The following is a 21,019-nucleotide window of genomic DNA, read 5'->3' as shown; positions in this document are numbered from 1 at the left end:
CACACGGCGGCTAGTGTGGGAGGCCACGCCAGGTGTAGGGGGGTGCACGGTGCCGAAAGTGAGTGAGATCGACGTGGCCGCGGTCGGGCGCGCCATTCGCCACCTCATCCTGGCGGGCGACCACTTCCGCAGCGCGCTCGCCTCGCAGCTCCACATCAATGTGACTGAGCTGACGGCGCTCGGGCACCTGATCGAGTCCGACGAGCTCACGCCCAAGCAGCTCGCTCAGCTGCTCGGCATCACCACCGGCTCGGTGACGGGGATGGTCGATCACCTCGAGTCGGCCGGACTGACCACCCGCGTCCCCAATCCCGTCGATCGCCGCAGTGTCCTCGTCCGTCCCACCCCCGTCGCGGTCGTTGCGATGCGCGGGGTCTACGAGCAGTACCACGCGGCCCTGGCGTGCTGCATCGAGAGCGATGCCCCGTGCGCCCCGGCCGAGCTGGCGCTGCTCATCGAGCACGCCGGCGAGTCCCTGTCAGGGGCCGCACTCGTCAGGACAGCACGTCCTTCGTGACGAACCGGCCGTAGGCCAGCGCGCCGAACGTGAGCACGTACCCGGCCTGGAGCAGCGCGTTGTCGGCGAAGGACGTCCACGAGATCGGCTGGCGCAGCAGGTCCGCGAAGCCGAGCCAGTAGTGGCTGAACAACCACGGGTGCAGCCAGTCCAGCTGGCTCAGCGAGTCGAGCACCTGGGCCACGACCGACAGGACGATGGTGGCCGCCATCGCGCCGACCGGGACCTCGGTGAGGGTGGAGATGAACAGCCCGATCGCCGACAGCCCGAGCAGCGAGACGGTGACGTAGGCGGCGACCAGCAACGAGCGCCCCACGGACTCGCCGACCCCGATCGTGTCGCCCGAGAGCAGGGTCACCGGACCGACCGGGAACAGCGCCGCGCCGATCGCGGCGCCCGTCCCGACGACGGTCACGGTCGCCGCGAGACAGAAGACCGCCGCCGCGCAGTACTTGACGATCAGGAGTCGGACTCGCCCTGCCGGGCCCACGAGCAGGTAGCGCAGCGTGCCCAGGCTCGCCTCGCCGGCGATGGTGTCACCGGCCACCACCCCGACGGTGAGCGGCAGGAACAGCGGGATCGAGACCACCAACGCGGTGATCCCGACAAACAGGCCGTTCTGCGTGATGCGTTCCAGGAAGGGCGGACCCTCCCCCGCGGCGGGGGCCGACGACGACAACCGCACGGCGACCGCGATCAGGATCGGGATCGCCGCCAGCGCGGCCAGCATCGCCCAGGTCCGCCGGCGCCGGAACAGCACGGACAGCTCGGAGCTCATCAACGGCCAGCCGGCCGAGGGACGCTCGAGGCGCGCCGTCACGTCGCTGGTCAATGCCTCACTGGGCGATGCCTCACTGGGTGACATCTCCCTGGGTGATGTCTCATTGGGCAATGTCGAACCCCTCTCCGGTCAGGGCCACGAACCGGTCCTCGAGCGTGGCGCCCTCGACGGCGAACCCCCGAACCCGCACCCCTTGCGCGACGAGCGCGCCGACGATCTCCTCGGGCAGCATCCCGGTGCGCGCGATCGGCGCGCTGACGACGCCGTCGGCCGCGTCGTCGCGGGGACCGGACGCGGGTTCGGGCACGAGCCCGAGCCCGCTGAGCACGTGGCGCGCGAGGTCGCCGTCGGGCGTGCGGACTCGGACGTGGGCGAGGCCGACCCGGCGCAGATCGTCGAGCGTGCCCTGGGCCACGAGGCTGCCGGCGCTCATCACGGCGGCGTGCGTGCACATCTGCTCGACCTCGGCGAGCAGGTGGCTGGAGACGAAGACCGTGGCGCCGTCGGCTGCGAGGGAGCGCACGAGACCACGCACCTCGCGCGTGCCCTGGGGGTCGAGACCGTTGGTCGGCTCGTCGAGAACCAGCAGGTCGCGCGGCGAGAGCAGGGCGTTGGCGATCCCGAGCCGCTGCTTCATCCCGAGCGAGTAGGCGCGCACCTTCTTGCCCGCGGCGTGCGTCAGGCCCACGCGCTCGAGCGCGTCGGCCACCCGGGCGCGACGCGTGGACGACGGCGCGCACCGGTCCGCCGTGTCGAGCCGGCGCAGGTTCGCCGCCCCGGACAGGAACGGGTAGAAGGCGGGCCCCTCCACGAGCGCGCCGACCCGCGGCAGGACGTCGCGCAGGTCGTGGGGCATGTCGCGGCCGAGCACGTGGATGTCACCGCTCGTGGCCGCCGCCAGGCCGAGCATCAGGCGGATCGTGGTGGTCTTGCCGGACCCGTTCGGGCCCAGGAACCCGAAGACCGCGCCCCGCGGCACGGCGAGGTCGATCCCGTCGACGGCGATCTGGTGGCCGAACCGCTTCGTCAGCCCGTGCGTCTCGATCGCCAGGTCGATCGTCGGCGTGGCGACCGTCACTGACTGCTGCTCGAGGCCTGCAGCCGTTCGAGCGGTACGGATCCGGCCAGGAGCCGGCCGTCGTCGGTCAGGAGCACGTTCAGCAGGGCGGTGTGCAGGAACCGGCCACCCGGCACCGCCTGCGTCAGCTCCTCGAGCCCGGCCGAGCCGGTCAGAGCCGGCGCCGCCAGCCCGAGCGGCAGCTCGACGACCGCGTCCCACCCCGTGCCCGAGACGGTGGGCCGGCCGATCCCGAGCTCGCCCGGCTGACCCGTCGCCGGAGCGGCCAGGTTCGCGGGAAGCTCGGGCACGGCCTGTTCGGTCACGGTCGCACCAGGCGGCGGGGTGAACTGGAACCGCTCCGCGGCCGGCGCGCCGAGGCTGAGCTGCGTGAACGCCACCTGGAACGCGGGTTCCTGCTGCCCCCTGGCGGCGACGTCCACGCGCAGCGGCAGGCCGGTCTCGCCGTCGACCGCGATCGAGACGGAGCCGACCAGGGTGTCGTTGGCACGGGGGGTCAGCACGAGGTCGTACGCAGCACGCCCGGCCACGACGGTGTCCGCATCGACGGTCACCACGGTGCTCGCATCGATCGCGGTGAGGAACTCGTCCGCAAGCTCCGCCGGGGTCACGACGCCGTCCGGTGCGTGCTCCCCCGCTGATCCGCCCGGGAGCACGAGGTGGGTCGCGGTGTTGCCGACCGAGCTGTAGAGCCAGACGTCGTCACCGTTGCGCACGGCGTCGCGCTCGGCGAGCATGTCGAGAACCTGCACGCGCACCCGCGTGGGGCCGTCGAGGTAGACGCGCGCGGTGTGCGAGCCCGTGAGCAGCTCGAGCGCCGCGGCCTGACCGGACGCTCCCGCGCCGTCCGTGCCGGAACCCGAGCTCGGCAGCGCGGGCAGCCCGAGCTTCGAGGTCTGCTCGACGGTGCCCGAGAGCGCGTCCACCGAGCTCTCGCCTACGAGGGCGAGCACCTCGGCCGCGGACTTGTCCGGCAGGTCAGCGTTAGCACCGGCCTGGGAGGCGCTCACCAGCGCGCCGGCTGCGATGACCGCCGGAACGATCGCGGCGGGCAGCCAGCGCGACCACGCGCGTGTCATGACCTCACCCGGGGGGAACGGCTCATGCCATGAACGCTACGTCGTCGACCGGCGTCGCGCACCTGTCGTCGCACGCGGCGGCTCGCAGGTTGACCGCGTCAGGGAGCAGCCGCGTAGATCAGCTGGTCGTTCCCGGCGGCGTCCTTCAGGGTCAGCCGGTCGCCGTCCAGCTGGTAGGCCGTGGCCGACCGCAGGAGCTTGATGTAGGTGGCCTCCGCCTGCATGTCTGCCTCGGGGCCCGCCATGAGGGTCGAGATCAGCTCCCCCACCGAGAACGTGCCGGCCGAGGTCGCGGTGTAGCCGCCGCTGTAGCGGTTGACACCGGACGAGCCGGAGATCTGGGTGTCGGTGAACTCGGCCGTGATCGCGACCTTGGCGGGGTCGAACGAGTCGGCGGACGTCCCGGTCAGGACCCAGCTGGAGCCTCCCAGGGACCCTTCGCCGCTGCCCGGCCGGGTCATCGCGAACACGGCTCCCCCGGCGACCAGGACCGCCAACCCGACCAGAATGACGCGAGAGTTTGCGCGCATAGCCCCTCCGTCTCACGAACCACGTGCCGGTCGGCGGAACCACCGATGGTGCTCACGCTAGCTCTCGGAGGGAGGCTCGGCTCGTCGAGATGGGCGCCGCACGCGGGCCGGAGACGGGCGCGGCGGGGTGAAGGCCCCACCGCGCCCTGCGCCGCGTCTAGTACCCCTTGTAGACCGGCTCGCGCTCCTGCGCCGCAGCCAGGTTCGTCTCCTGGAAGTCGGCACTCAGCGCGCCGATCGCGAGGTAGTCACCCTCCACCTGGAAGTAGGTGTCCATCGTGTACTCGTGCAGCCGGTTGGAGATCTGCTTGGTGTGGTTGATGCCGACCGGGGACTTCGCCGCGATCTTGTCGGCCAGCTCGCGGGCCTGCTCATAGGCGGTTGCGGCGGGGACGACCTTGTAGACCATGCCGAGCTGCGCCGCTTCCAGCGCCCCGACCGGCTCGCCGAGCATGCAGATCGCCTTGGCCCGCATCGGCCCGACCAGCCGCTGCAGCGCCCACAGCCCCCCGGTGTCCGGGGTGAGGGCGTAGTTGACGAACAGCTCGTGGAAGTACGCGTTCTCGGTCGCGATCACGATGTCGCTCGAGAGCAGCAGGTTGCAGCCGCCGCCGAGGCAGCCCCCCTCGGCCAGGCCGATGATCGGCGTCGGGATCGAGTACATCTTCTTGATGAGGTTCGAGATCTCGCACATCACCTCCCGTGCGGCCGAGAGGTTCTTCGCGAGCTTCGTCTTGATGATGCTGAGGTCGCCGGGGCCGAAGGAGACCGGCCCTGTCCCGCGCAGGATGATCACACGGACGTCGTCGTCCCAGTGGGCCTGGTCGAGCGCGGCGCCGAACTCGTCGATGACCTGCTCCGAGAACCGGTTGAGGTTCTCGGGACAGTCGAACGTGATGGTCGCGACGTGACCGTCCTTCACGTACGTCACGACGTGGTCGTAGTTCTTGATGTAGGGATACATGACCTGGACTCCTTCGAGGAACGGGTGCGTGTCAGCGGCGGACGAGGGCGGGTCGGGTACCGGCGACGATGCCGGCGACCCGACCGGTGATCGCCGGGTTGTACATCGGATGGGTGAGGATGTAGAAGGTGCCCTTCTCCAGCTCGGCGATGATCACCTCGACGGCGTCGGCGACCGGCATCCCCGCCGGCATCGACTTGGCGACGATCTCGGACCGGGCGATGAAGTCCGCGGTGGCGTAGTACGGGTCGTCGGCGTCGTAGGTCGCCGGGTCGCGGTGACGCAGGCAGTTGTCCAAGTCGGTCTGGACGATGGCGGGGCAGATGACGTGGGCGCGGACCTTCGCGTCCACGGCCTGCAGCTGCAGGTCGAGGACCTCGGTCAGGGACAGCGCGGCGAACTTGCTCGCGACGTAGGCCGGCGAGTTCTCGACGGTCAGCAGCCCGGCGATCGAGGCGGTGTCGATGATGTGGCACTCGATGTCCTGGGCGATCATCCGCGGCACGAAGGCCTTGATGCCGTGCAGGATCCCCTTGACGTTGACGTCGATCAGCCAGTCCCAGTCCGCGAGCGGCTGCTCCCAGATCGTCCCGACCGAGATGACGCCGGCGTTGTTGAAGAACAGGTCGACCTTGCCGTACGAGGCGAACGTCTCGGCGGCGAAGCGCTCCATGCCATCGACGTGGCGCACGTCGAAGACCGACGCGAGGACGTCGACGCCGTCGGCCGTGAGCTCGGCGGTGAGCGCCGCGAGGTTCTCGGCGTCGATGTCACCGAGCGCGAGGCGCGCGCCCGCGCGCCCGAACCTGCGGGCCAGCTCCTTGCCGATGCCGTTCGCCGCACCCGTGATTGCGACGACCCGGTCCTGGTAGTTCTCCATGACGCTCCTCCTTGAACGGTGTGAGACTGCTTCGATCGTGCGAATGGCAGAGCGCTCGCTCAGACGCGCTTCGCCTTGATGAGGCCGGCGATGGCATCGACGAGCGCCTCGACCGAGGCGCCACCGATCGCCATGACCTTCGCGTCGCGCCAGTAGCGCTCGACGCCGGTGTCGACGACCGTGCCGACGCCGCCGAACAGCTGGATCGCCTCGCGGGCGACGTACTCGGAGACCTCGGCGCCCTTGACCTTGAGCAGCCGGCCCTGCGCGAAGCACAGCTCGCCGCGGTCGCGTTCGGCGTAGGTCGAGTACACGAGCGCGCGCAGCGACTCGATCTCGCCCCACATCCGCACCAGCTTGTGCCGGGTCACCTGGAACCGGTCGAACATCGTCTGGCCCTGCTGCTCTCGCTCGAGGCTGTACGCGAGCGCCATCTCGTAGGCCCCCTCCGCGATCCCGAGGCTGACCGGCCCACAGCTGAGGAACTCCGCCGTCGCGCTGACGAACATCGCCGGCAGGGCGCCTCCTTGCGGCGCGAGCAGGTTCGCCTTCGGGATGCGGCAGTTCGTGAACGAGAGCGATCCGGTCGCGGACCCGTGCCAGCCGAGCTTGTGCTCCGGCTTGCCGACGCCGAGCCCGGCGGTGCCCGCGGGCACGATGAACGCGCTCATGCCGGCCTTCGTGGCCGGGTCCACGTGGTCGGCCGTGACCGCGATGATGATGTAGACGTCCGCGACGCCGATGTTCGAGATGAGCACCTTGCCGCCGTTGAGCACCCACTCGTCGCCGTCGAGCACGGCACGTGTGCTGAACTCGACCTGGTTGCTGCCGCCGACGGCCTCGGTGGACCCGCACGCGAGGACGATCTCGCCCGTCCCCGCCGGGACGAGGTACTCCTTCTTCTGCTCGGCCGTACCGAGCATCTCGATCAGGCCCCCGGCCAGCAGGCTGTGGGCCGCCATCGCGACCGTGAGCACCGGCAGCGCCTTGGCGATCTCCTCGAGCATCAGCGCGTGGGTCGTCTGATCGGCGCCGAGCCCGCCGAACTCCTCGGGGACCGTGACTCCGAGCAGCCCGAGCTCGCCCGCGCGCTTGAACAGGGCGAGCGGGAACTCGCTCGTCCGGTCGATCTCCATCGCGACCGGCGCAACCTCGCACCTGACGAACTCGCGCACCGTCGCCAGGATCGCCTCACGCTCTTCGGTCAAGTACCACATCGTTGTGCTCCTTCTCGTCGGCAACTCGGGGGTGGTTCGGGGGTGGTTCGGGGGTGGTTCGGGGGTGGTTCGGGGTCAGGCCGGCACGTCGCGGGCGCGGACCGCGGCAGCGAGCAGCGGGACGATCTCGTGCAGGTCGCCGACCAGGGCGTAGTCGCACACGCCGAACAGCGTCGCGGCCGGGTCGGTGTTGATCCCGACGACGACCTTCGCGTCGCGGATCCCGATGGTGTGCTGGACCTGGCCCGAGACGCCGACGCCGACGTAGAGGTCGGGCGACACGCGAACGCCGGAGATCCCGATGTACCGCTCGGCGGGCAGCCACTCGCGGTCCTCAGCGACGGGCCGGGTGCAGGCCATCTCCGCGCCCAGGGCGGTCGCGAGGTCGGCAGCGAGCGTGAGGTCGGCGCGCGTCGCGAGGCCCATGCCGACGCACACCACCCGGGAGGCGCCGGCGAGGTCCACCGCGGCGTGGTCGCGCACACTGAGGCTCACGCGCCGGACCCGGGTGTCGACCTCGACCGCGATCGACTCGACGGTCGGCGGCGGTCCGGTGCGCCCTGCCGGCTCGGTGGGTGCCAGGGCACGGGCTCCCGCGGCCTGGCCCGGGGCGATCGTCATGACCGCCGGTCCGGTCCAGGCCTCGGACTGGATCGCGGCGCCGGCGTACATGATCCGCTCGCTCGACCACTCGCCGTCGGCGCGCGAGCCCAGTGCGGTGGCCTCGCTGACGAGGCCGCACCCGAGGATCGTCGCGACGCGCGCCGCGATCTCCTGGCCGCTCGTCGTGCCGCCGACCAGGAGCAGGTCACCACGCCTTTCCCCGACCACGCGGGCGAGGGCGCCCGCGTAGGCCTCCGGCCGCGGCTCGTCCGCCACCAGGGCGATGACCGACGTCGCGCCGGAGCCGGCGAGCACCGCCCCCTGCGCCGTGCCGAGACAGACGACGTGCACCTGGGTCTGCTCGGGGGCCGACGTCGTCATGGCCGTCGCCATCGCGACGAGATCGGCCGCGATCCGCGCGCTCTCGGAGAACACGTAGATCTGGCGGGACGCGCTCCCGCGGGCGACGAGGCTGGCGGCCATCACAGCACCCCGTCCTGGGTGAGGCCACGCACGAGGGCGGCGACCCTGTGCTCGGCATCACCGTCGTCGAGAAGCACGCGTCTGCGTTGGGCGACGAACCCGAGGAACGAGGTGACCGTGGTGCGGGCGGTCCGCGCGTCGGCAGACAGATCGAGATCGGCCACCGCGACCTGTTCGGTGGGCTTCTTGCCGGCGAGCAGCACCGAACGCAGACCCGGGATGGGTGCGGGCGCGATCTCCGGCACCACGGTGACGACAGCGGGCAGCTCACACTCGACCGTCTCGGCGTCGGCCCCCAGGACCCGCACGGCGCGCAGGCGATCGCCGTCGATCACGAGGTCACGGACGTTGGTCACGACCGGCCAGCCGAGCAGCTCTCCCAGCCTCGGTCCCGTCTCGTGGGCGTAGGTGTCGGACGCACCCTCGGTGCAGAGCACGAGGCCGACGTCGTCCAGCCGCCCGATCTGGGCGGCCAGCACCCGCGCGGTCACGTGGCCGTCGGCACGGTCGGTGCCGTCGGCGGTGGTGGCCCCTGCCAGGATGTGTACCGCGCGGTCCAGACCGCGCGCGAGGGCGTCCTTCACGGCCGCCCTTGCATCCGCACGGCCGAACGTCAGCCCGACCAGCTCGCCCGCCAGCTGCCCCGCGGCGATCCGGGCCGCCTCGATCGTGTTCCGGTCGTAGTCCGAGATCTTCGGATGGGTGCGGCTCGCGTCGACGGCGCGCGTGACGGGGTCGATCCGCAGATCTGCCTCGGTGGCGACCGACTTGAAACAGACGACTGTTCTGGGCAACGTCCCATCCTCACCACGGTCGAGCCAGGCCCCGGAGATACCGAGTTGGCTCCTCCAGGTTCGCCGCAAACTTGGCGGTGGCTTGACCTTTTGGTGGTAGGAATCAGACCTGTTGTTGTCCGTTGCGGACAGCCGGCGGTCGGTCGGCGGCGCGCGAGGCGCGGAACGCCCCCGGCGACATCCCGGTCGCCCGCGTGAAGAACTTGCAGAAGTTCGCGGGGTCGTCGAATCCGAGTCGTCGGCCGACCGCGCTGACCGAGATGTCGGAGTAGGTGAGAAGTCGGCGGGACTCGAGCACGAGGCGTGCGTCGATCACCTGCTTGGGGGTCAGGCCCGTCGACTCGACGCTCGCGCGCGTGAGCGTCTTGGCGGAGTATCCCAGCGCAGCGGCGTACTGACCGACGGTGTGGATCGAGGCGAACGACCCCTCGACGAGCTCGATGAACGCCCGCGCGGCAGGGCGCATCTCGCTCGGTTGCCCCGGCCGGAGCGGCTCGGCCTGACCGACCCGGAGCAGGAAGGCCAGGAGAACGTGGCGCAGCATCGTCTCGCCCTGAAGAAGATGTCGACCCGTCGGCCCGAACACGAACCGCGTGTACTCGCCGGTGAGGACGGCCAGCTGGGCGCGGACGTCAGCGAAGTCGTCGAGGTCGAGCTTCCACGAGTTCGGGCCGGTCCGCATGTCCTCGTTGCTGCCGAGGAAGGCGTCCGTGAAGCACACGGCAGTCCCCTCGACCGCGGGAGGTCGCTCATGGACCTGGCCGGGCCGGATCCAGAGCAGCGTGCCCGGCTCGTGGTGGTGGATGGCAAGGTCGACCACCTGGTCCCCCGCCCCGCCGGTGCACAGGACGACGAGGTGGAAGTCGGCGCGCAGCAGCTGGGCTGCCCGGGCGCGGTCCATGCACCCGCCGGTGGGCTTCAGGGTCGCGACGCAGACACCGAGGTCGGTACGGTCCGGATGCATCGCCTCGAGATGGGCGATGACCTGCCGTGTCGCGTTCATGACCTGACGTTAGGGCGAGGCCGGCCTGACGTGGCGGGACCATCGACCCGTCGACTGGGCCGTCCGTGCAGGACGGGTGCTCGATCCTGGGCAGGTGGACACTTGCGGGCGCCGGCGCAGGGGCGAAACGTGGAGAGCATGGAGCACCGGAGGCACGAACGACTACTCCCCGGGCTCGCGACCGCCCGAGCCTACGAGCGTCCGTGGCTCCGGGGTGACCTCGTGGCCGGCGGCACCCTGTGCGCGCTCCTGATCCCGGCCGGGATGGGCTACGCGGTCGTGGCCGGGCTGCCCCCGGTGACCGGCCTGTACGCGTCGATCGTCCCGCTCATCGCGTACGCCTTCTTCGGCCCGTCCCGGGTGCTCGTCCTCGGGCCGGACTCGTCGCTGGCCCCCATGATCGCCGCGGCCGTGCTCCCGTTGTCGCTCGGGAACAGCGAGCGGAGCGTGGCCCTGGCCGGTCTGCTCGCGATCCTGATGGGACTGGTCCTGCTCGCCGGTCGCGCTCTGGGGCTGGGCTTCGTGACCGGGCTGCTGTCCAAGCCCATCCGGGTCGGCTACCTCAACGGCATCGCGCTCGTCGTCATCGTGAGCCAGCTGCCCAAGCTGCTGGGGATCTCCGTCCCGGGCGGCTCCGTGTGGGACTACCTCGGGCAGACCATGCGCGCGGTCGCGGCCGGTGAGACGAACGGCGTGGCCCTCACGGTCGGCCTGATCTCGTTGGGTGCGATCATCACGACCCGGCTGCTGCCGACCAAGGTCCCCGGGGTGCTCGTGGCGGTCGTCGGCGCGATGATCGCGACGGTGACCCTCGGGCTGCAGGACCTCATCCCGACGGTCGGTGCCCTCCCCCAGGGCCTCCCGGCGCCCGCTCTGTCGGGGCTCGGCCTCGACGATGTGGTTGACCTGATCGGCCCCGCGGTGGGGATCGCGGTGATCGCCTTCGCCGACACGAGCGTCCTGTCGCGGACCCTGGCCATGCGATACCGGTACTCGGTCAGTGGCAACCAGGAGATGGGAGCTCTCGGCGTCGCGAACATCGCCAGCGGCCTGCTCGGCGGGTTCGCGGTCTCCGGCAGCACCTCGCGCACCCCCGTGGCCGTCGAGGCCGGGGCCCGCACGCAGCTGGCCGGCTTCGTCGCGGCGGGCCTGCTCGTCGTCTTCATGCTCGTCCTCCCGGGGCTGCCCGAGTACCTCCCCTCGGCGACCCTGGCCGCCATCGTGATCACCGCCGCCGCGTCGATCGTGGATCTGAGCACCTTGGTTCGGCTCGCGCGGATCAGCCGCACCGAGACTGCACTTCTCATCGCGGCATTTCTCGGCGTGGCGTTCATCGGGGTCCTCGAGGGGATCCTCGTGGCGATCGGCTTGTCGTTGATGGTGTTCGTCCGGCAGGCCTGGGACCCCTATCGCACGGAGCTGGTGGATCTCGACGGGGTGCCCGGGTTCCACGACCTCGCCCGGCACGCGGAAGGCGAACGGATCACCGGGCTCGTGATCGCCCGGTTCGACGCCCCGCTCTTCTTCGCCAACGGCGGTGTCTTCGAGGCGCACATCCGTGACCTGGTCGATCAGGCTCCTCCGCCGACCAGATGGGTCATCGTCGCCGCCGAGCCGATCACCGGGATCGACACGACCGCCCTGGACGACCTGGTCGAGCTGGACGACTACCTGCAGCGCCGGGACATCGCCCTGGTCTTCGCCGAGATGAAGGGACCGGTCAAGGACCGTCTGCTCCGCTTCGGGGCGGGTGGCAGGTTCGGCCCGGAGCACTTCTTCCCCACGGTCCACAACGCGGTGAAGGCGTACGAGACGGAGTTCGGCCTGCGCACCGCGGGCGGGCATCGCCCGGTGCGCGCTCGAACGGCGGCCCGGAGCCGAGCCGCGATCCACGGCGCGGCGGCCGGGAGCAACGAGCCCGGCCGGCTCAGGCGGCCTCGCGACCGAGGGCGCGCAGGTCCCGTGGCCGGACAGCAGCGACCCGCGCGTCGACGCCGGCCGCGGCGGCCACCATATGCGTGAAGGCCAGCCGGAGGCCGCGGGCCGTGATCGCCAAGCCGGCCGGGGCGATCCGGCCGGTGCGACGGTCCGTCGAGGGGTGCACGCGGAGCCACAGCGCCCCCGGGTCGGATCCCTCCAGCTCGTCGACGAGCGCCGAGCGCACCTCGAGCCACCGGTCGATGGTCCGTCGGGAGCGATCGGTCAACCCCATCGCCTCGGCAGGTCCGGTTCCGGCGAGGTCCCCGATGGTCATCGTCGCCAGCTCGTTCTCCCCCGCGCCGGTGACGGCCGACAGGTGGGCGTGCGCCGCGAACCTGGCCCACACCCCCGGGTGCACTGGCCAGGGCGCTGACCCGGCCGCGACGGTGAGCAGGATCCGGGCGGCGGAGCGGTCGGTCTCGGCCGGGCTCGGTGGAGCCGCCAAGGTGAGGTCCGCCGGTGCGGACGCGGGACCGGGACCGAGCAGGCGGTGGGCACGCGCGAAGCCATCCAGGGCCCTGGCTGCGCCGGCGCGGGCCCGCAGCCCCGCCTGGGACGCCGGGGCCACAGGATCGTTCTGCGCGCGTGCCACCCAGGCGATCAGCAGGTCAGGATCAAGCAGGGCTGGCGCCGACAGCCGGACGGGCTCCTGCTGCTCGCCGGCGAACGTCAACAGGTCTCGTAGCGCCCAACGGCGCTGCCGCACGGTGGACTCCGAGCCCTCGAGCTGCTCCAGGTAGGTCTCGACGAGCCGGTGGGCGCTCATCAGATGATCGGTCGGTCCCGCGGGGCGCTGGCTCATCCGTGTGGTCTACCACGAGCCTCTGACGCAGCCGCGTGCTCTCGAAGCTCCCGTTGCTCAGCGATCGACCAGCATCTCTGGCATCAGTGATAACAGAAGCCCCTTGCCGCTTTGGGGCGGGGTAGTCCTGTTCTTCCCGGCTGAGCCGCCACGGTCCGGCTGCGTCAGCACGCGCATGGTTCCGTTATCACGGAAGCCCGATGAAGAGCCGCCCAAGCCGGTGGCGGCAGCGCGCAGTCGATCCGGCCGGGTGCTGCCGCCGACCGGCCGCCGGATTCTGGCTCCGGCGGCCGGCCCCCCGATCAGACCGCGGCGGCCGGTCCCCCGACGCGCACGAGCATCTTGCCGGTGTTCCCCCGTGCATCAGGGTCCCGAACGCGTCGACAGCATTCTCGATCCCGTCGACGACGGTCTCGTCGAAGACGATGTCCCCCGCTGCCAGCCAGGTGGCCATCTCGGCGGCGAAGGCCGGGAAGTGCTGCGCGTACTTGCCGACGATGAACCCCGTGAGGGTCAGACCGCGCCCGATCATGTTGGCCAGGTTGCGCGGGCCGGCCGGCGCCTGCGTGCTGTTGTACTGCGAGATCGCCCCGCACAGCGCGGCCCGCCCGCCGTCGTTCATGACCGCGAGCGCGGCCTCGAGGTGGTCACCACCGACGTTGTCGAAGTAGACGTCGATGCCCTCGGGAGCCGCCGCCTCGAGCTGCTCGGTCACCGAGCCGTCCTTGTAGTTGAAGGCGGCGTCGAAGCCGTAGCGGCTCGTCAGGAGCTCGACCTTCTCAGCAGAACCAGCAGATCCGATGACGCGCCCCGCGCCCTTGAGCCGGGCGATCTGCCCCACCATCGAGCCCACCGCCCCCGCCGCACCGGAGACAAACACAGAGTCTCCGGGCACCATCGCGGCCACCTTGAGCAGCCCCACGTACGCCGTGAACGCCGTCATGCCGAGCACCCCGAGGTACGCGGAGATCGGCACGCCAGCGATCTCCGGGACCACCCGGAACGCGGCCGCGTCGTCCTGCGCGATGTCACGCCACCCGAGCTGGTGCACGACGACGTCGCCGACGGCGACCGAGTCCGCGGTCGAGGCCGTGACGCGCCCCACCGCTCCCCCGGTCATGACCTCGTCGAGGGCGAAGGGCGGCGAGTAGGACTTGACGTCATTCATCCGCCCGCGCATGTACGGGTCGACAGAGATGTACTCGTTCGCCACGCGGACCTGCCCCGGGCCGAGGTCAGGGAGCTCGACGCGGACGGTACGGAAGTCGCTCGCCGTCGGCCATCCCTGGGGCCGCCGGGCGAGCTGGATCTGCGTGCTGACGGGCAACGCCATGAGTGCGCGCCTTTCGCTAGGAAATTGAACTGATCGTTCTACTATAGGTCGAGCAGATCGACCGCACGACCATCACGAACCGCACGACCATCACGAGAGGACAGCACATGGGGCGCACCCCGCTCTTCGACCGCACGACCGTGGTGCGAGCGGCGCGCGACGTGTTCTGGTCGACCGGCTTCGACGAGGCCTCGATCACCGAGCTCGAACGCGCGACCGGAGTCAACCGCTCGAGCCTCTACCACTGCTTCGGGAGCAAGCGCGGGCTGTTCGACGCCGCCGTGGACGACTACCTCGAGACGGTGATCCGGCCCCGGCTGGGCGTGCTGCGCGTCCCCGCCCCGCCCGGTCGGGCCCTGCTGGGGTACCTCGAGGAGCTGCGTGCCACCGTCGCGGCCTTGCCCGACGGCTCAGCGCGCCGCGGCTGCCTGCTGGTGAACTGCGCAGCCGGTCTGGCGGGCCACGACCCCGGCGCACGAGACGTCGTCGCGGCCTACTGGGCCGAGCTCCGTGGAGCGCTGTCCGAAGCGCTCAGCGCCGGCGCCGTGCCGACCGATCCGGGCGAGGTCGACGAGCGCGCCCGGACGCTCGCCGCCCTGACGACCAGCGCGATGCTGCTCGCGCGTGTCGGTCCCGTCGAGCCGGTCGCCATGCTGGACACCGCAGCCGCGCTCGTGCGGACATGGTTCGACGTCCCGCCGGATGCAGCCTCGCACCCCGGCGCCCGCGCGGGGCGCTAACCGCGCCGGGCAGCCGCCCGCGCGCAGTCGATGCAGGTCAGGGCTCCCGGTCGGGCGGCAAGCCGCTCCGCGGCGATCGCACCGCCACACACCTCGCAACGGCCGTAGCCGCCTGCGTCCAGCCGCTCCAGCGCGCGGTCGAGGCTCGCGAGCCGCGCCCGCGCCTGAACCCTGAACGCATCGACCAGCGCCCGCTCGACGGCAAGGCCGGGACCGTCGGGGTCGTGCTCATCGTCGGTCGAGACGGACCGGGCCGCGTCCAGGAGCCGCTCGAAGTCCCGGTCAGCGGCCTCCACAGCGGTGCCCGCGGCAACGCGCGCATCGAGCAGCTGTGCACGGATGTCCGGCGACGGAGCGATCGCTGCGCCTAGCGGGTTCTCGCGGGACGCAGCCGGTCCGGTCACCAGGCCCCGGCGAGCCGATGACGCGCCAGGGACGCGTCGGCCTCGCCGGCGGGAACGAACTCGCACGAGGCTCCGTGCCCGTGCCGGAGCACACAGATCCGGCCGGTCGGAAGGTGCACCTGCGCGCACGCTCCCTGACGGCGCCGGACAGCGTCGACGGCGGCGTTGTGCACCTCGGGCCGCTCGATCGTGGGCACCGCACGCGGCGCTGCCTTCGCTGCTCTGGTGGGATCCATGGGAAGACCACCTCACTCCTCTCGTACGTGAGAGGTCGGGCGCCCCGGTCTGGGACAACTTCGACCGTACCCTTGCGCTGCCTGCCGCGCCCGGCCGTTGTGACCGAGTCCACGCCCGCCGACAACCCACGGCGGCGAGGCCGTGACTACGCTCGAATGTCGACGTCTCCGTGTCGGCCGAGAGGACACTCCGATGGATCTGCCGACCGTGGCGTCGATCAAGGCCGCGCACCACCGCGGCGATCTGCGTGCCCTGACCACGACCGTCGCCCCGCTCGCGGGAGGTTCCGAGCTCTTCGCCTACCCCCGGAGCCACCTCACCGGGCTCGTCGACCTGCTGACCCTGGACTGGCCCGCCCTCGTGGTCACGGACGCGGGTCTGGAGATCGCCGCCACCTGCACGCTCGCCGAGCTCTCGCGCCTGCCCGCCGTTCCTGGCTGGGCGGCCCAACCCCTGTTCCTCGAGTGCTGCGGTGCGCTGTTCGGCTCGTTCAAGATCTGGAACGTCGCGACGGTGGGCGGGAACCTCTGCACCTCGCTGCCGGCCGGCCCGATGACGGCCCTCGCGTGCGCGCTCGATGCCGAGGTGCTGATCTGGCTCAAGGACGGCAGCGACGTGCGCCTGCCGGCGGCTCAGTTCGTGACGGGCAATGCGACCAACGTGCTGACGACCGGCGACGTGCTGCGGTCGATCCACCTGCCGGCCGCGACGCTCGGCGCAGTCACCGCCTACCGCAAGATCGCGCTCTCCCCCCTCGGCCGGTCCGGCGCGGTCCTCGTGGGGCGGCTCGACCCCGACGGCGGCTTCGTGCTCACCGTCACCGCCGCCACCGTGCGACCGGAGCTGCTGCGGTACCCGGCGATCCCCTCGGCGGCGATCCTGGCTCACGACGTGAACGCGCTGGCGTCGTGGTTCACCGACGCGCACGGCGCCGCCGACTGGCGCCGGGCCGTGACCGCGGTGCTCGGCGAGGAGATCCGCGCAGAGCTGCAGCGAGGGGCGGGCCGGTCATGAAGCTCGAGATCAATGGCGAGACCGCCGAGGGCACCGCGGCGCCCGGGCAGTCCTTGCGCACGTTCCTGCGGGACCGGGAGCACTTCGAGGTCAAGAAGGGCTGCGACTCGGGCGACTGCGGCGCGTGCTCGATCCTGCTCGACGGCGTCCCGGTGCACTCCTGCATCTACCCCGCCAGCCGCGCGGAGGGCAAGGCCGTCACGACCGTCGCCGGCCTCGGCCGGGACGGTGACCTCTCCCCGCTCCAGCAGCGCTTCGTCGACGCCTCCGGGTTCCAGTGCGGTTTCTGCACCCCCGGCATGATCGTGACGGCCTCCACGCTCGACGAGGCCAAGTTCGATGCGCTGCCCCGCATGCTCAGCGGCAACCTGTGCCGGTGCACGGGCTATCGCGCGATCGAGGACGCCGTGCGCGGAACGCACCGCCCGGTCGGCGAACCTGTCGCACCCGAGCCCCTGGCCGCCACGTGCGCGGCGACGAGGTCCGGCGGCCGGGTCGGGTCCTCCCTGCCCGCACCCGCGAGCACCCGGATCGTCAGCGGTTCCGAGCCGTACACCTTGGACGTCGCCGTGCCCGGCCTGCTCCACCTGGCCGTGCTCGCGAGCCCGCACGCGCACGCCCGCATCACCCGCATCGACACGAGCGCCGCGACCGCGCTGCCCGGGGTGCACGCCGTGCTGACCCACGCCGACTCCCCCACCACGCTCTACTCGTCGGCTCGCCACGAGAACCGGCTCGACGACCCGGACGACTCTCTCGTGCTCGACGACGTCGTGCGCTTCCGCGGTCAGCGGGTCGCGGCCGTCGTCGCCGACACCGTCGCGATCGCCGAGCAGGCGTGCGCCCTGATCGTCGTCGACTACGACCAGCTCCCGGCGGTCTTCGACCCGAGGGCGGCGCTCGCCCCCGGCGCGGCCCTCGTGCACGGCGACAAGGACGCGACGGCCTCTCGCCTCGCCGACCCGAACCGCAACCTGGTCGCGCAGATGCGGGGAGAGCACGGCAGCCTCGCGGCAGGCCTGGCCCAGGCGACGACCGTCGTGACCGGCACCTGGCAGACCCAGCGCGTGTCCCACGTCCAGATCGAGACGCACGCCACCATCGGCTGGCTCGAGGACGGTCGGCTCGTGCTGCGCAGCGCCACGCAGGTGCCGTTCCTGGTGCACAAGGAGATCTGTCGGATCTTCGCGCTCGAACCGGCGGACGTGCGGGTCTTCGCGGCACGCGTGGGCGGTGGCTTCGGCGGCAAGCAGGAGATCCTCACCGAGGACATCGTGACGCTGGCCGTCTTGACGACCGGCCGCCCCGTCCAGTACGAGTTCACCCGGACCGACGAGCTGACGGTCTCGCCCGTGCGGCACCCGTTCACGGTCACGGTCACGCTCGGTGCGACGGACGACGGGCGCCTCACCGCGCTCGGGCTCGAGGTGCTGTCCGACACCGGGGCGTACGGCAACCACGGACCCGGGGTCATGTACCACGGCTGCTCGGAGTCGGTCAGCCTCTACTCGGTACCCAACAAGCGCGTCGACGCCGCGTGCGTCTACACGAACAATCCCCCGTCCGGTGCGTTCCGGGGCTACGGCCTCGGCCAGGTGATCTTCGGGATCGAGTCCGCGCTCGACGAGCTGGCACGCAAGCTCGACCTGAACCCGTTCGACCTGCGCCGGCTCAACTCGATCGGCCCCCACGACCCCCTCATCGTGACCGAGGTCGAGGGCGGCGACCTGATCATCGGCAGCTACGGGTTGGACCAGTGCCTGGACCTCGCGCAGGCGGCGCTGGCGCGCGGCAACGATGTGCCGGTCCCGACCGGCTCAGAGTGGCGGCTCGGCGAGGGCATGGCGTCCGCGATGATCGCCACGATGCCTCCGAACGGCCATTTCTCGCAGGCCTCGATCCGCCTCGACCCCTCAGGGACCTACACGCTAGGCATCGGGACTGTCGAGTTCGGCAACGGGACGACCACCGTGCACGCCCAGATCGCGGCCACCGCGCTCAACACCACGCCTGACCGGGTCAAGATCCGGCAGTCGGACACCGACGTCGCGGACTACGACACCGGCGCCTACGGCTCCGCCGGGATCACGGTCGCGGGCAAGGCCGTGCTGGTCGCCGCGACCGCGCTCGTCGAGCAGCTGCGGCGGATCGCCGCCGATCGGACGGGCCTGCCGGCCGACTCCTGGGTGCCCGAGCGCGAGGGCCTGCGCTCCGGCGCGGCCTTCGTGTCGCTTGCCGACCTCGCCGGGTCGGCCGGACTCGAGGCGAAGGGTGCGGAGAGCGGGGCCGTCCGCTCGCTCGCCTTCAACGTGCACGCCTTCCGCGTCGCCGTGAACACCCTGACCGGCGAGGTGCGCATCCTGCAGTCGATCCAGGCCGCAGACGCCGGTGTCGTGATGAACCCCGAGCAATGCCGCGGGCAGATCGAGGGGGGCGTCGCCCAGGCGATCGGAACATCGCTGTACGAGGAGGTCATCCTCGACGGCGCCGGAGCCGTCACCACCCGGGTGCTGCGCAACTACCACGTGCCCCAGCTGGCGGACGTCCCGATCACGGAGATCTACTTCGCGACCACGAGCGACTCGCTCGGCCCGTACGGGGCCAAGTCGATGAGCGAGTCGACCTACAACCCGGTCGCGCCCGCCCTCGCGAACGCGGTCCGGGACGCGATCGGCATCCGACCGTTCGAGCTGCCGATGTCCCGCGATCGGATCTGGCGCCTGCTGCAGGACTAGACCGGGCTTGCGGTCAGGCCCGCACGCGGTGGATCGGACCGTCAACCAGGGCAAGGGGTCCACCTGGCGCGCCTGTCCGCGCCGCGATCACCTCGGCAAGGATCGAGACAGCGGTCTCGGCGGGTGCGCTGGCGCCGAGATCGAGGCCGATCGGCGAGTGCAGCCGCGCCAGGTCATCGACGCCGATCCCCGCCGCGACGAGCCGGGCGGCCCGCCGCTCGTGCGTGCGGCGCGAGCCCATGGCGCCGACGTAGCCGACGTCGAGCCGGAGGGCCACGGCGAGCAGGGGCAGGTCGAACTTCTCGTCGTGCGTGAGGACCACCACGACCGTCCGGGCGTCGACGACAGTGCTGGCCAGGTAGTCGGCCGGCCACTGGACCACCACGTCGTGCGCCGAGGGGAAGCGCGCGGCGGTCGCGAACACGGCGCGGGCGTCACACACGGTGACGCGGTAGCCCAGCAGCGCCCCGGCGTCGCACAGCGCGGCGGCGAAATCGACCGCCCCGAAGATCAGGAGTCGAGGCGGAGTCGTGGCCACCACGTAGAGCACGCGTGCCTCGCGCTCGCCGCACGCGAGCACTCCGGTGGCGGTCGAGCCGCTCGCCAGGCGCGCCCGCAGCTCGGCCGTGATCCGCCGCAGGGCCTCATCGTCGAGGTCGCCGTCCGGGACCTCGGGTCCGTCGTCGTGCACACCGGCGGGCAGGATCGTCCCGGCGCCCGGGCCCTCGACGACGATCGCCAGCCCGGCCGGCTCGCCACGCCTGGCGGCTTCGAGCTCCGCACGGACCGCGGCGCTCAGCACGTTCCGACCGCCGCCCCCGGCCAGCTCGGTGACGAACACCTCGATGCTCCCCCCGCAGCTCAGGCCCGCGGCGAACGCGTCGTCGTCGGTGACGCCGAATGCGGTGAGCACCGGTCGCCCCTCGGCGAGGACCTCGCCGGCCACCGAGTACACCTCACCCTCGACGCAGCCGCCGGAGATGCTCCCCACGACGGTCCCTGCCTCGGAGACGGCCATCGCCGTGCCGAGGGTGCGCGGCGCGCTCCCGAGCACCCGGGTGACCGTGGCGACGGCCAGACGGTGCCCCGAGTCGAGCGCGTCCAGCAGCTGGCCCGCGAGCTCAAGCATGCGACGCTCCGATGACGGACATGGCGGCAGCCTCGCACACGCTCGCCGTACGCCCTTGGCGCCTACGATGACGAACATCGACACCCGCCGCGCACCCCTGCCGCACCCACCGGTCGCCGGACTGGTGCTGGCAGCCGGGGGCGGGAGTCGCTACGGGGGGCCGAAGGCGCTCGCCCACGACGCCGACGACACGTCGTGGCTCCGGCGAGCAGTCCAGGCGCTCGCCGACGGTGGCTGCGCACCCGTGCTGGTGGTGCTCGGCGCCGACGCCGACGCGGCCGAGGAGCTGCTCGACCCGTCGGCCGGGCTGCTCGTCGTGCGAGCGCAGGACTGGGCCACGGGCCTGTCCGCCTCGCTGCGCGCCGGACTGCGTGCGGCGAGCACGATCGCGCCCGAGCCCAGCGCCGTCGTCGTCGTCCCTGTCGACGTGCCCGACCTCACCGGCGACCTCGTGGCTCGGCTCCTGTCCCCCGACGGCGAGAGCGGCGGCCGGATCTCCGACGGCACGCTGCGCCGCGCGGTCTTCGGCGGCCGGCCCGGCCATCCGGTCGTGCTGGGCCGCCGGCACTGGGGACCGCTCCTGATCGAGCTCACCGGGGACACGGGGGCGCGCGACTATCTCGCGGCCCGGCAGGTCGACGAGATCGAGTGCGCCGACCTGGGCACGGGCCTCGACATCGACCGGCACTGAACCTGAAACTGACGCTGACGCTGAC

Annotated in this window: 20 protein-coding genes and 1 pseudogene; 6 read left to right on the top strand and 15 right to left on the bottom strand. The window is 71.7% G+C overall.

The window, feature by feature from the left end:
• Positions 1-58: 58 nt before the first annotated feature.
• Entirely contained in the window at positions 59-517 is a 459-nt protein-coding gene (locus VTA80_RS20455) for a MarR family winged helix-turn-helix transcriptional regulator (protein ID WP_407342899.1), read from the top strand.
• Here VTA80_RS20455 and VTA80_RS20450 read toward each other — a convergent pair.
• The 10 genes from VTA80_RS20450 to VTA80_RS20405 all read right to left on the bottom strand — a co-directional run bounded on the left by VTA80_RS20450 (position 495) and on the right by VTA80_RS20405 (position 9,929).
• Positions 495-1,295: an ABC transporter permease gene (locus VTA80_RS20450; RefSeq protein ID WP_407345828.1), complete on the bottom strand. Its 801-nt coding sequence runs from the start codon at positions 1,293-1,295 to the stop codon at positions 495-497. The two genes, VTA80_RS20455 and VTA80_RS20450, sit on opposite strands and share 23 nt — an antisense overlap.
• Positions 1,296-1,398: 103 nt before the next feature.
• A complete protein-coding gene (locus VTA80_RS20445) occupies positions 1,399-2,376 on the bottom strand; it encodes an ABC transporter ATP-binding protein (RefSeq protein ID WP_407342898.1) in 978 nt (325 codons plus the stop codon).
• On the bottom strand, positions 2,373-3,455 hold the full coding sequence (locus tag VTA80_RS20440) for a LolA family protein (protein ID WP_407342897.1): 1,083 nt from the start codon (positions 3,453-3,455) through the stop codon (positions 2,373-2,375). Before VTA80_RS20440 ends, VTA80_RS20445 begins: the two co-directional genes overlap by 4 nt.
• A 98-nt stretch (positions 3,456-3,553) precedes the next feature.
• Positions 3,554-3,985, bottom strand: coding sequence for an META domain-containing protein (locus tag VTA80_RS20435; protein ID WP_407342896.1), 432 nt, complete (start codon positions 3,983-3,985; stop codon positions 3,554-3,556).
• A 157-nt stretch (positions 3,986-4,142) separates the two neighbouring features.
• Entirely contained in the window at positions 4,143-4,949 is an 807-nt protein-coding gene (locus VTA80_RS20430) for an enoyl-CoA hydratase/isomerase family protein (RefSeq protein WP_407342895.1), read from the bottom strand.
• A 31-nt stretch (positions 4,950-4,980) separates the two neighbouring features.
• Positions 4,981-5,829, bottom strand: a complete 849-nt coding sequence (locus VTA80_RS20425) for an SDR family NAD(P)-dependent oxidoreductase (protein WP_407342894.1) — start codon at positions 5,827-5,829, stop codon at positions 4,981-4,983.
• Between the two features lie 59 nt (positions 5,830-5,888).
• Positions 5,889-7,046 (bottom strand): acyl-CoA dehydrogenase family protein, encoded by a 1,158-nt coding sequence (locus VTA80_RS20420; RefSeq protein ID WP_407342893.1) that lies wholly within the window; start codon positions 7,044-7,046, stop codon positions 5,889-5,891.
• A 75-nt stretch (positions 7,047-7,121) separates the two neighbouring features.
• Positions 7,122-8,132, bottom strand: a complete 1,011-nt coding sequence (locus VTA80_RS20415) for an electron transfer flavoprotein subunit alpha/FixB family protein (protein ID WP_407342892.1) — start codon at positions 8,130-8,132, stop codon at positions 7,122-7,124.
• Positions 8,132-8,926, bottom strand: coding sequence for an electron transfer flavoprotein subunit beta/FixA family protein (locus tag VTA80_RS20410; protein ID WP_407342891.1), 795 nt, complete (start codon positions 8,924-8,926; stop codon positions 8,132-8,134). Before VTA80_RS20410 ends, VTA80_RS20415 begins: the two co-directional genes overlap by 1 nt.
• A 103-nt stretch (positions 8,927-9,029) precedes the next feature.
• A complete protein-coding gene (locus VTA80_RS20405) occupies positions 9,030-9,929 on the bottom strand; it encodes a helix-turn-helix domain-containing protein (protein WP_407342890.1) in 900 nt (299 codons plus the stop codon).
• A 138-nt stretch (positions 9,930-10,067) separates the two neighbouring features.
• On the opposite strand from VTA80_RS20405, the gene VTA80_RS20400 reads away from it, so the two are divergent.
• Entirely contained in the window at positions 10,068-11,951 is a 1,884-nt protein-coding gene (locus tag VTA80_RS20400) for a SulP family inorganic anion transporter (RefSeq protein WP_407342889.1), read from the top strand.
• Here VTA80_RS20400 and VTA80_RS20395 read toward each other — a convergent pair.
• Positions 11,857-12,711 carry a hypothetical protein gene (locus VTA80_RS20395; protein WP_407342888.1) on the bottom strand — a complete coding sequence of 285 codons (855 nt, stop codon included), beginning with the start codon at positions 12,709-12,711 and terminating at the stop codon, positions 11,857-11,859. The genes VTA80_RS20400 and VTA80_RS20395 overlap by 95 nt on opposite strands.
• Before the next feature lie 302 nt (positions 12,712-13,013).
• A pseudogene (locus VTA80_RS20390) lies at positions 13,014-14,044 on the bottom strand (NADP-dependent oxidoreductase).
• A gap of 107 nt (positions 14,045-14,151) precedes the next feature.
• Between VTA80_RS20390 and VTA80_RS20385 the strand changes: the two are divergent.
• Positions 14,152-14,784: a TetR/AcrR family transcriptional regulator gene (locus tag VTA80_RS20385; RefSeq protein ID WP_407342887.1), complete on the top strand. Its 633-nt coding sequence runs from the start codon at positions 14,152-14,154 to the stop codon at positions 14,782-14,784.
• Here VTA80_RS20385 and VTA80_RS20380 read toward each other — a convergent pair.
• Both VTA80_RS20380 and VTA80_RS20375 read right to left on the bottom strand, forming a co-directional pair.
• The gene (locus VTA80_RS20380) at positions 14,781-15,188 is read right to left on the bottom strand and encodes a TraR/DksA family transcriptional regulator (RefSeq protein WP_407342886.1); all 408 of its coding nucleotides are present in this window, start codon (positions 15,186-15,188) and stop codon (positions 14,781-14,783) included. The genes VTA80_RS20385 and VTA80_RS20380 overlap by 4 nt on opposite strands.
• Entirely contained in the window at positions 15,185-15,424 is a 240-nt protein-coding gene (locus VTA80_RS20375; RefSeq protein WP_407342885.1) for a hypothetical protein, read from the bottom strand. Before VTA80_RS20375 ends, VTA80_RS20380 begins: the two co-directional genes overlap by 4 nt.
• A 193-nt stretch (positions 15,425-15,617) precedes the next feature.
• Here VTA80_RS20375 and VTA80_RS20370 point away from each other — a divergent pair, with 193 nt between their 5' ends.
• Both VTA80_RS20370 and VTA80_RS20365 read left to right on the top strand, forming a co-directional pair.
• Positions 15,618-16,439 (top strand): FAD binding domain-containing protein, encoded by an 822-nt coding sequence (locus VTA80_RS20370; RefSeq protein ID WP_407342884.1) that lies wholly within the window; start codon positions 15,618-15,620, stop codon positions 16,437-16,439.
• Positions 16,436-19,174: a molybdopterin-dependent oxidoreductase gene (locus VTA80_RS20365; protein ID WP_407342883.1), complete on the top strand. Its 2,739-nt coding sequence runs from the start codon at positions 16,436-16,438 to the stop codon at positions 19,172-19,174. The genes VTA80_RS20370 and VTA80_RS20365 overlap by 4 nt, the downstream gene beginning before the upstream one ends.
• Before the next feature lie 13 nt (positions 19,175-19,187).
• On the opposite strand, the gene VTA80_RS20360 is transcribed toward VTA80_RS20365, so the two are convergent.
• Positions 19,188-20,303: an XdhC family protein gene (locus VTA80_RS20360; protein WP_407342882.1), complete on the bottom strand. Its 1,116-nt coding sequence runs from the start codon at positions 20,301-20,303 to the stop codon at positions 19,188-19,190.
• Between the two features lie 67 nt (positions 20,304-20,370).
• Between VTA80_RS20360 and VTA80_RS20355 the strand changes: the two genes are divergently transcribed.
• Positions 20,371-20,994: an NTP transferase domain-containing protein gene (locus tag VTA80_RS20355; protein ID WP_407342881.1), complete on the top strand. Its 624-nt coding sequence runs from the start codon at positions 20,371-20,373 to the stop codon at positions 20,992-20,994.
• Positions 20,995-21,019 lie beyond the last annotated feature (25 nt).

It is taken from the genome of Pengzhenrongella phosphoraccumulans, from assembly GCF_045689905.1.
In the GTDB taxonomy this organism is placed as follows: Bacteria; Actinomycetota; Actinomycetes; order Actinomycetales; family Cellulomonadaceae; genus Pengzhenrongella; species Pengzhenrongella phosphoraccumulans.
Note: the sequence above shows the minus strand (reverse complement) of the source record. Positions and strands in the feature narration are given on the sequence as shown.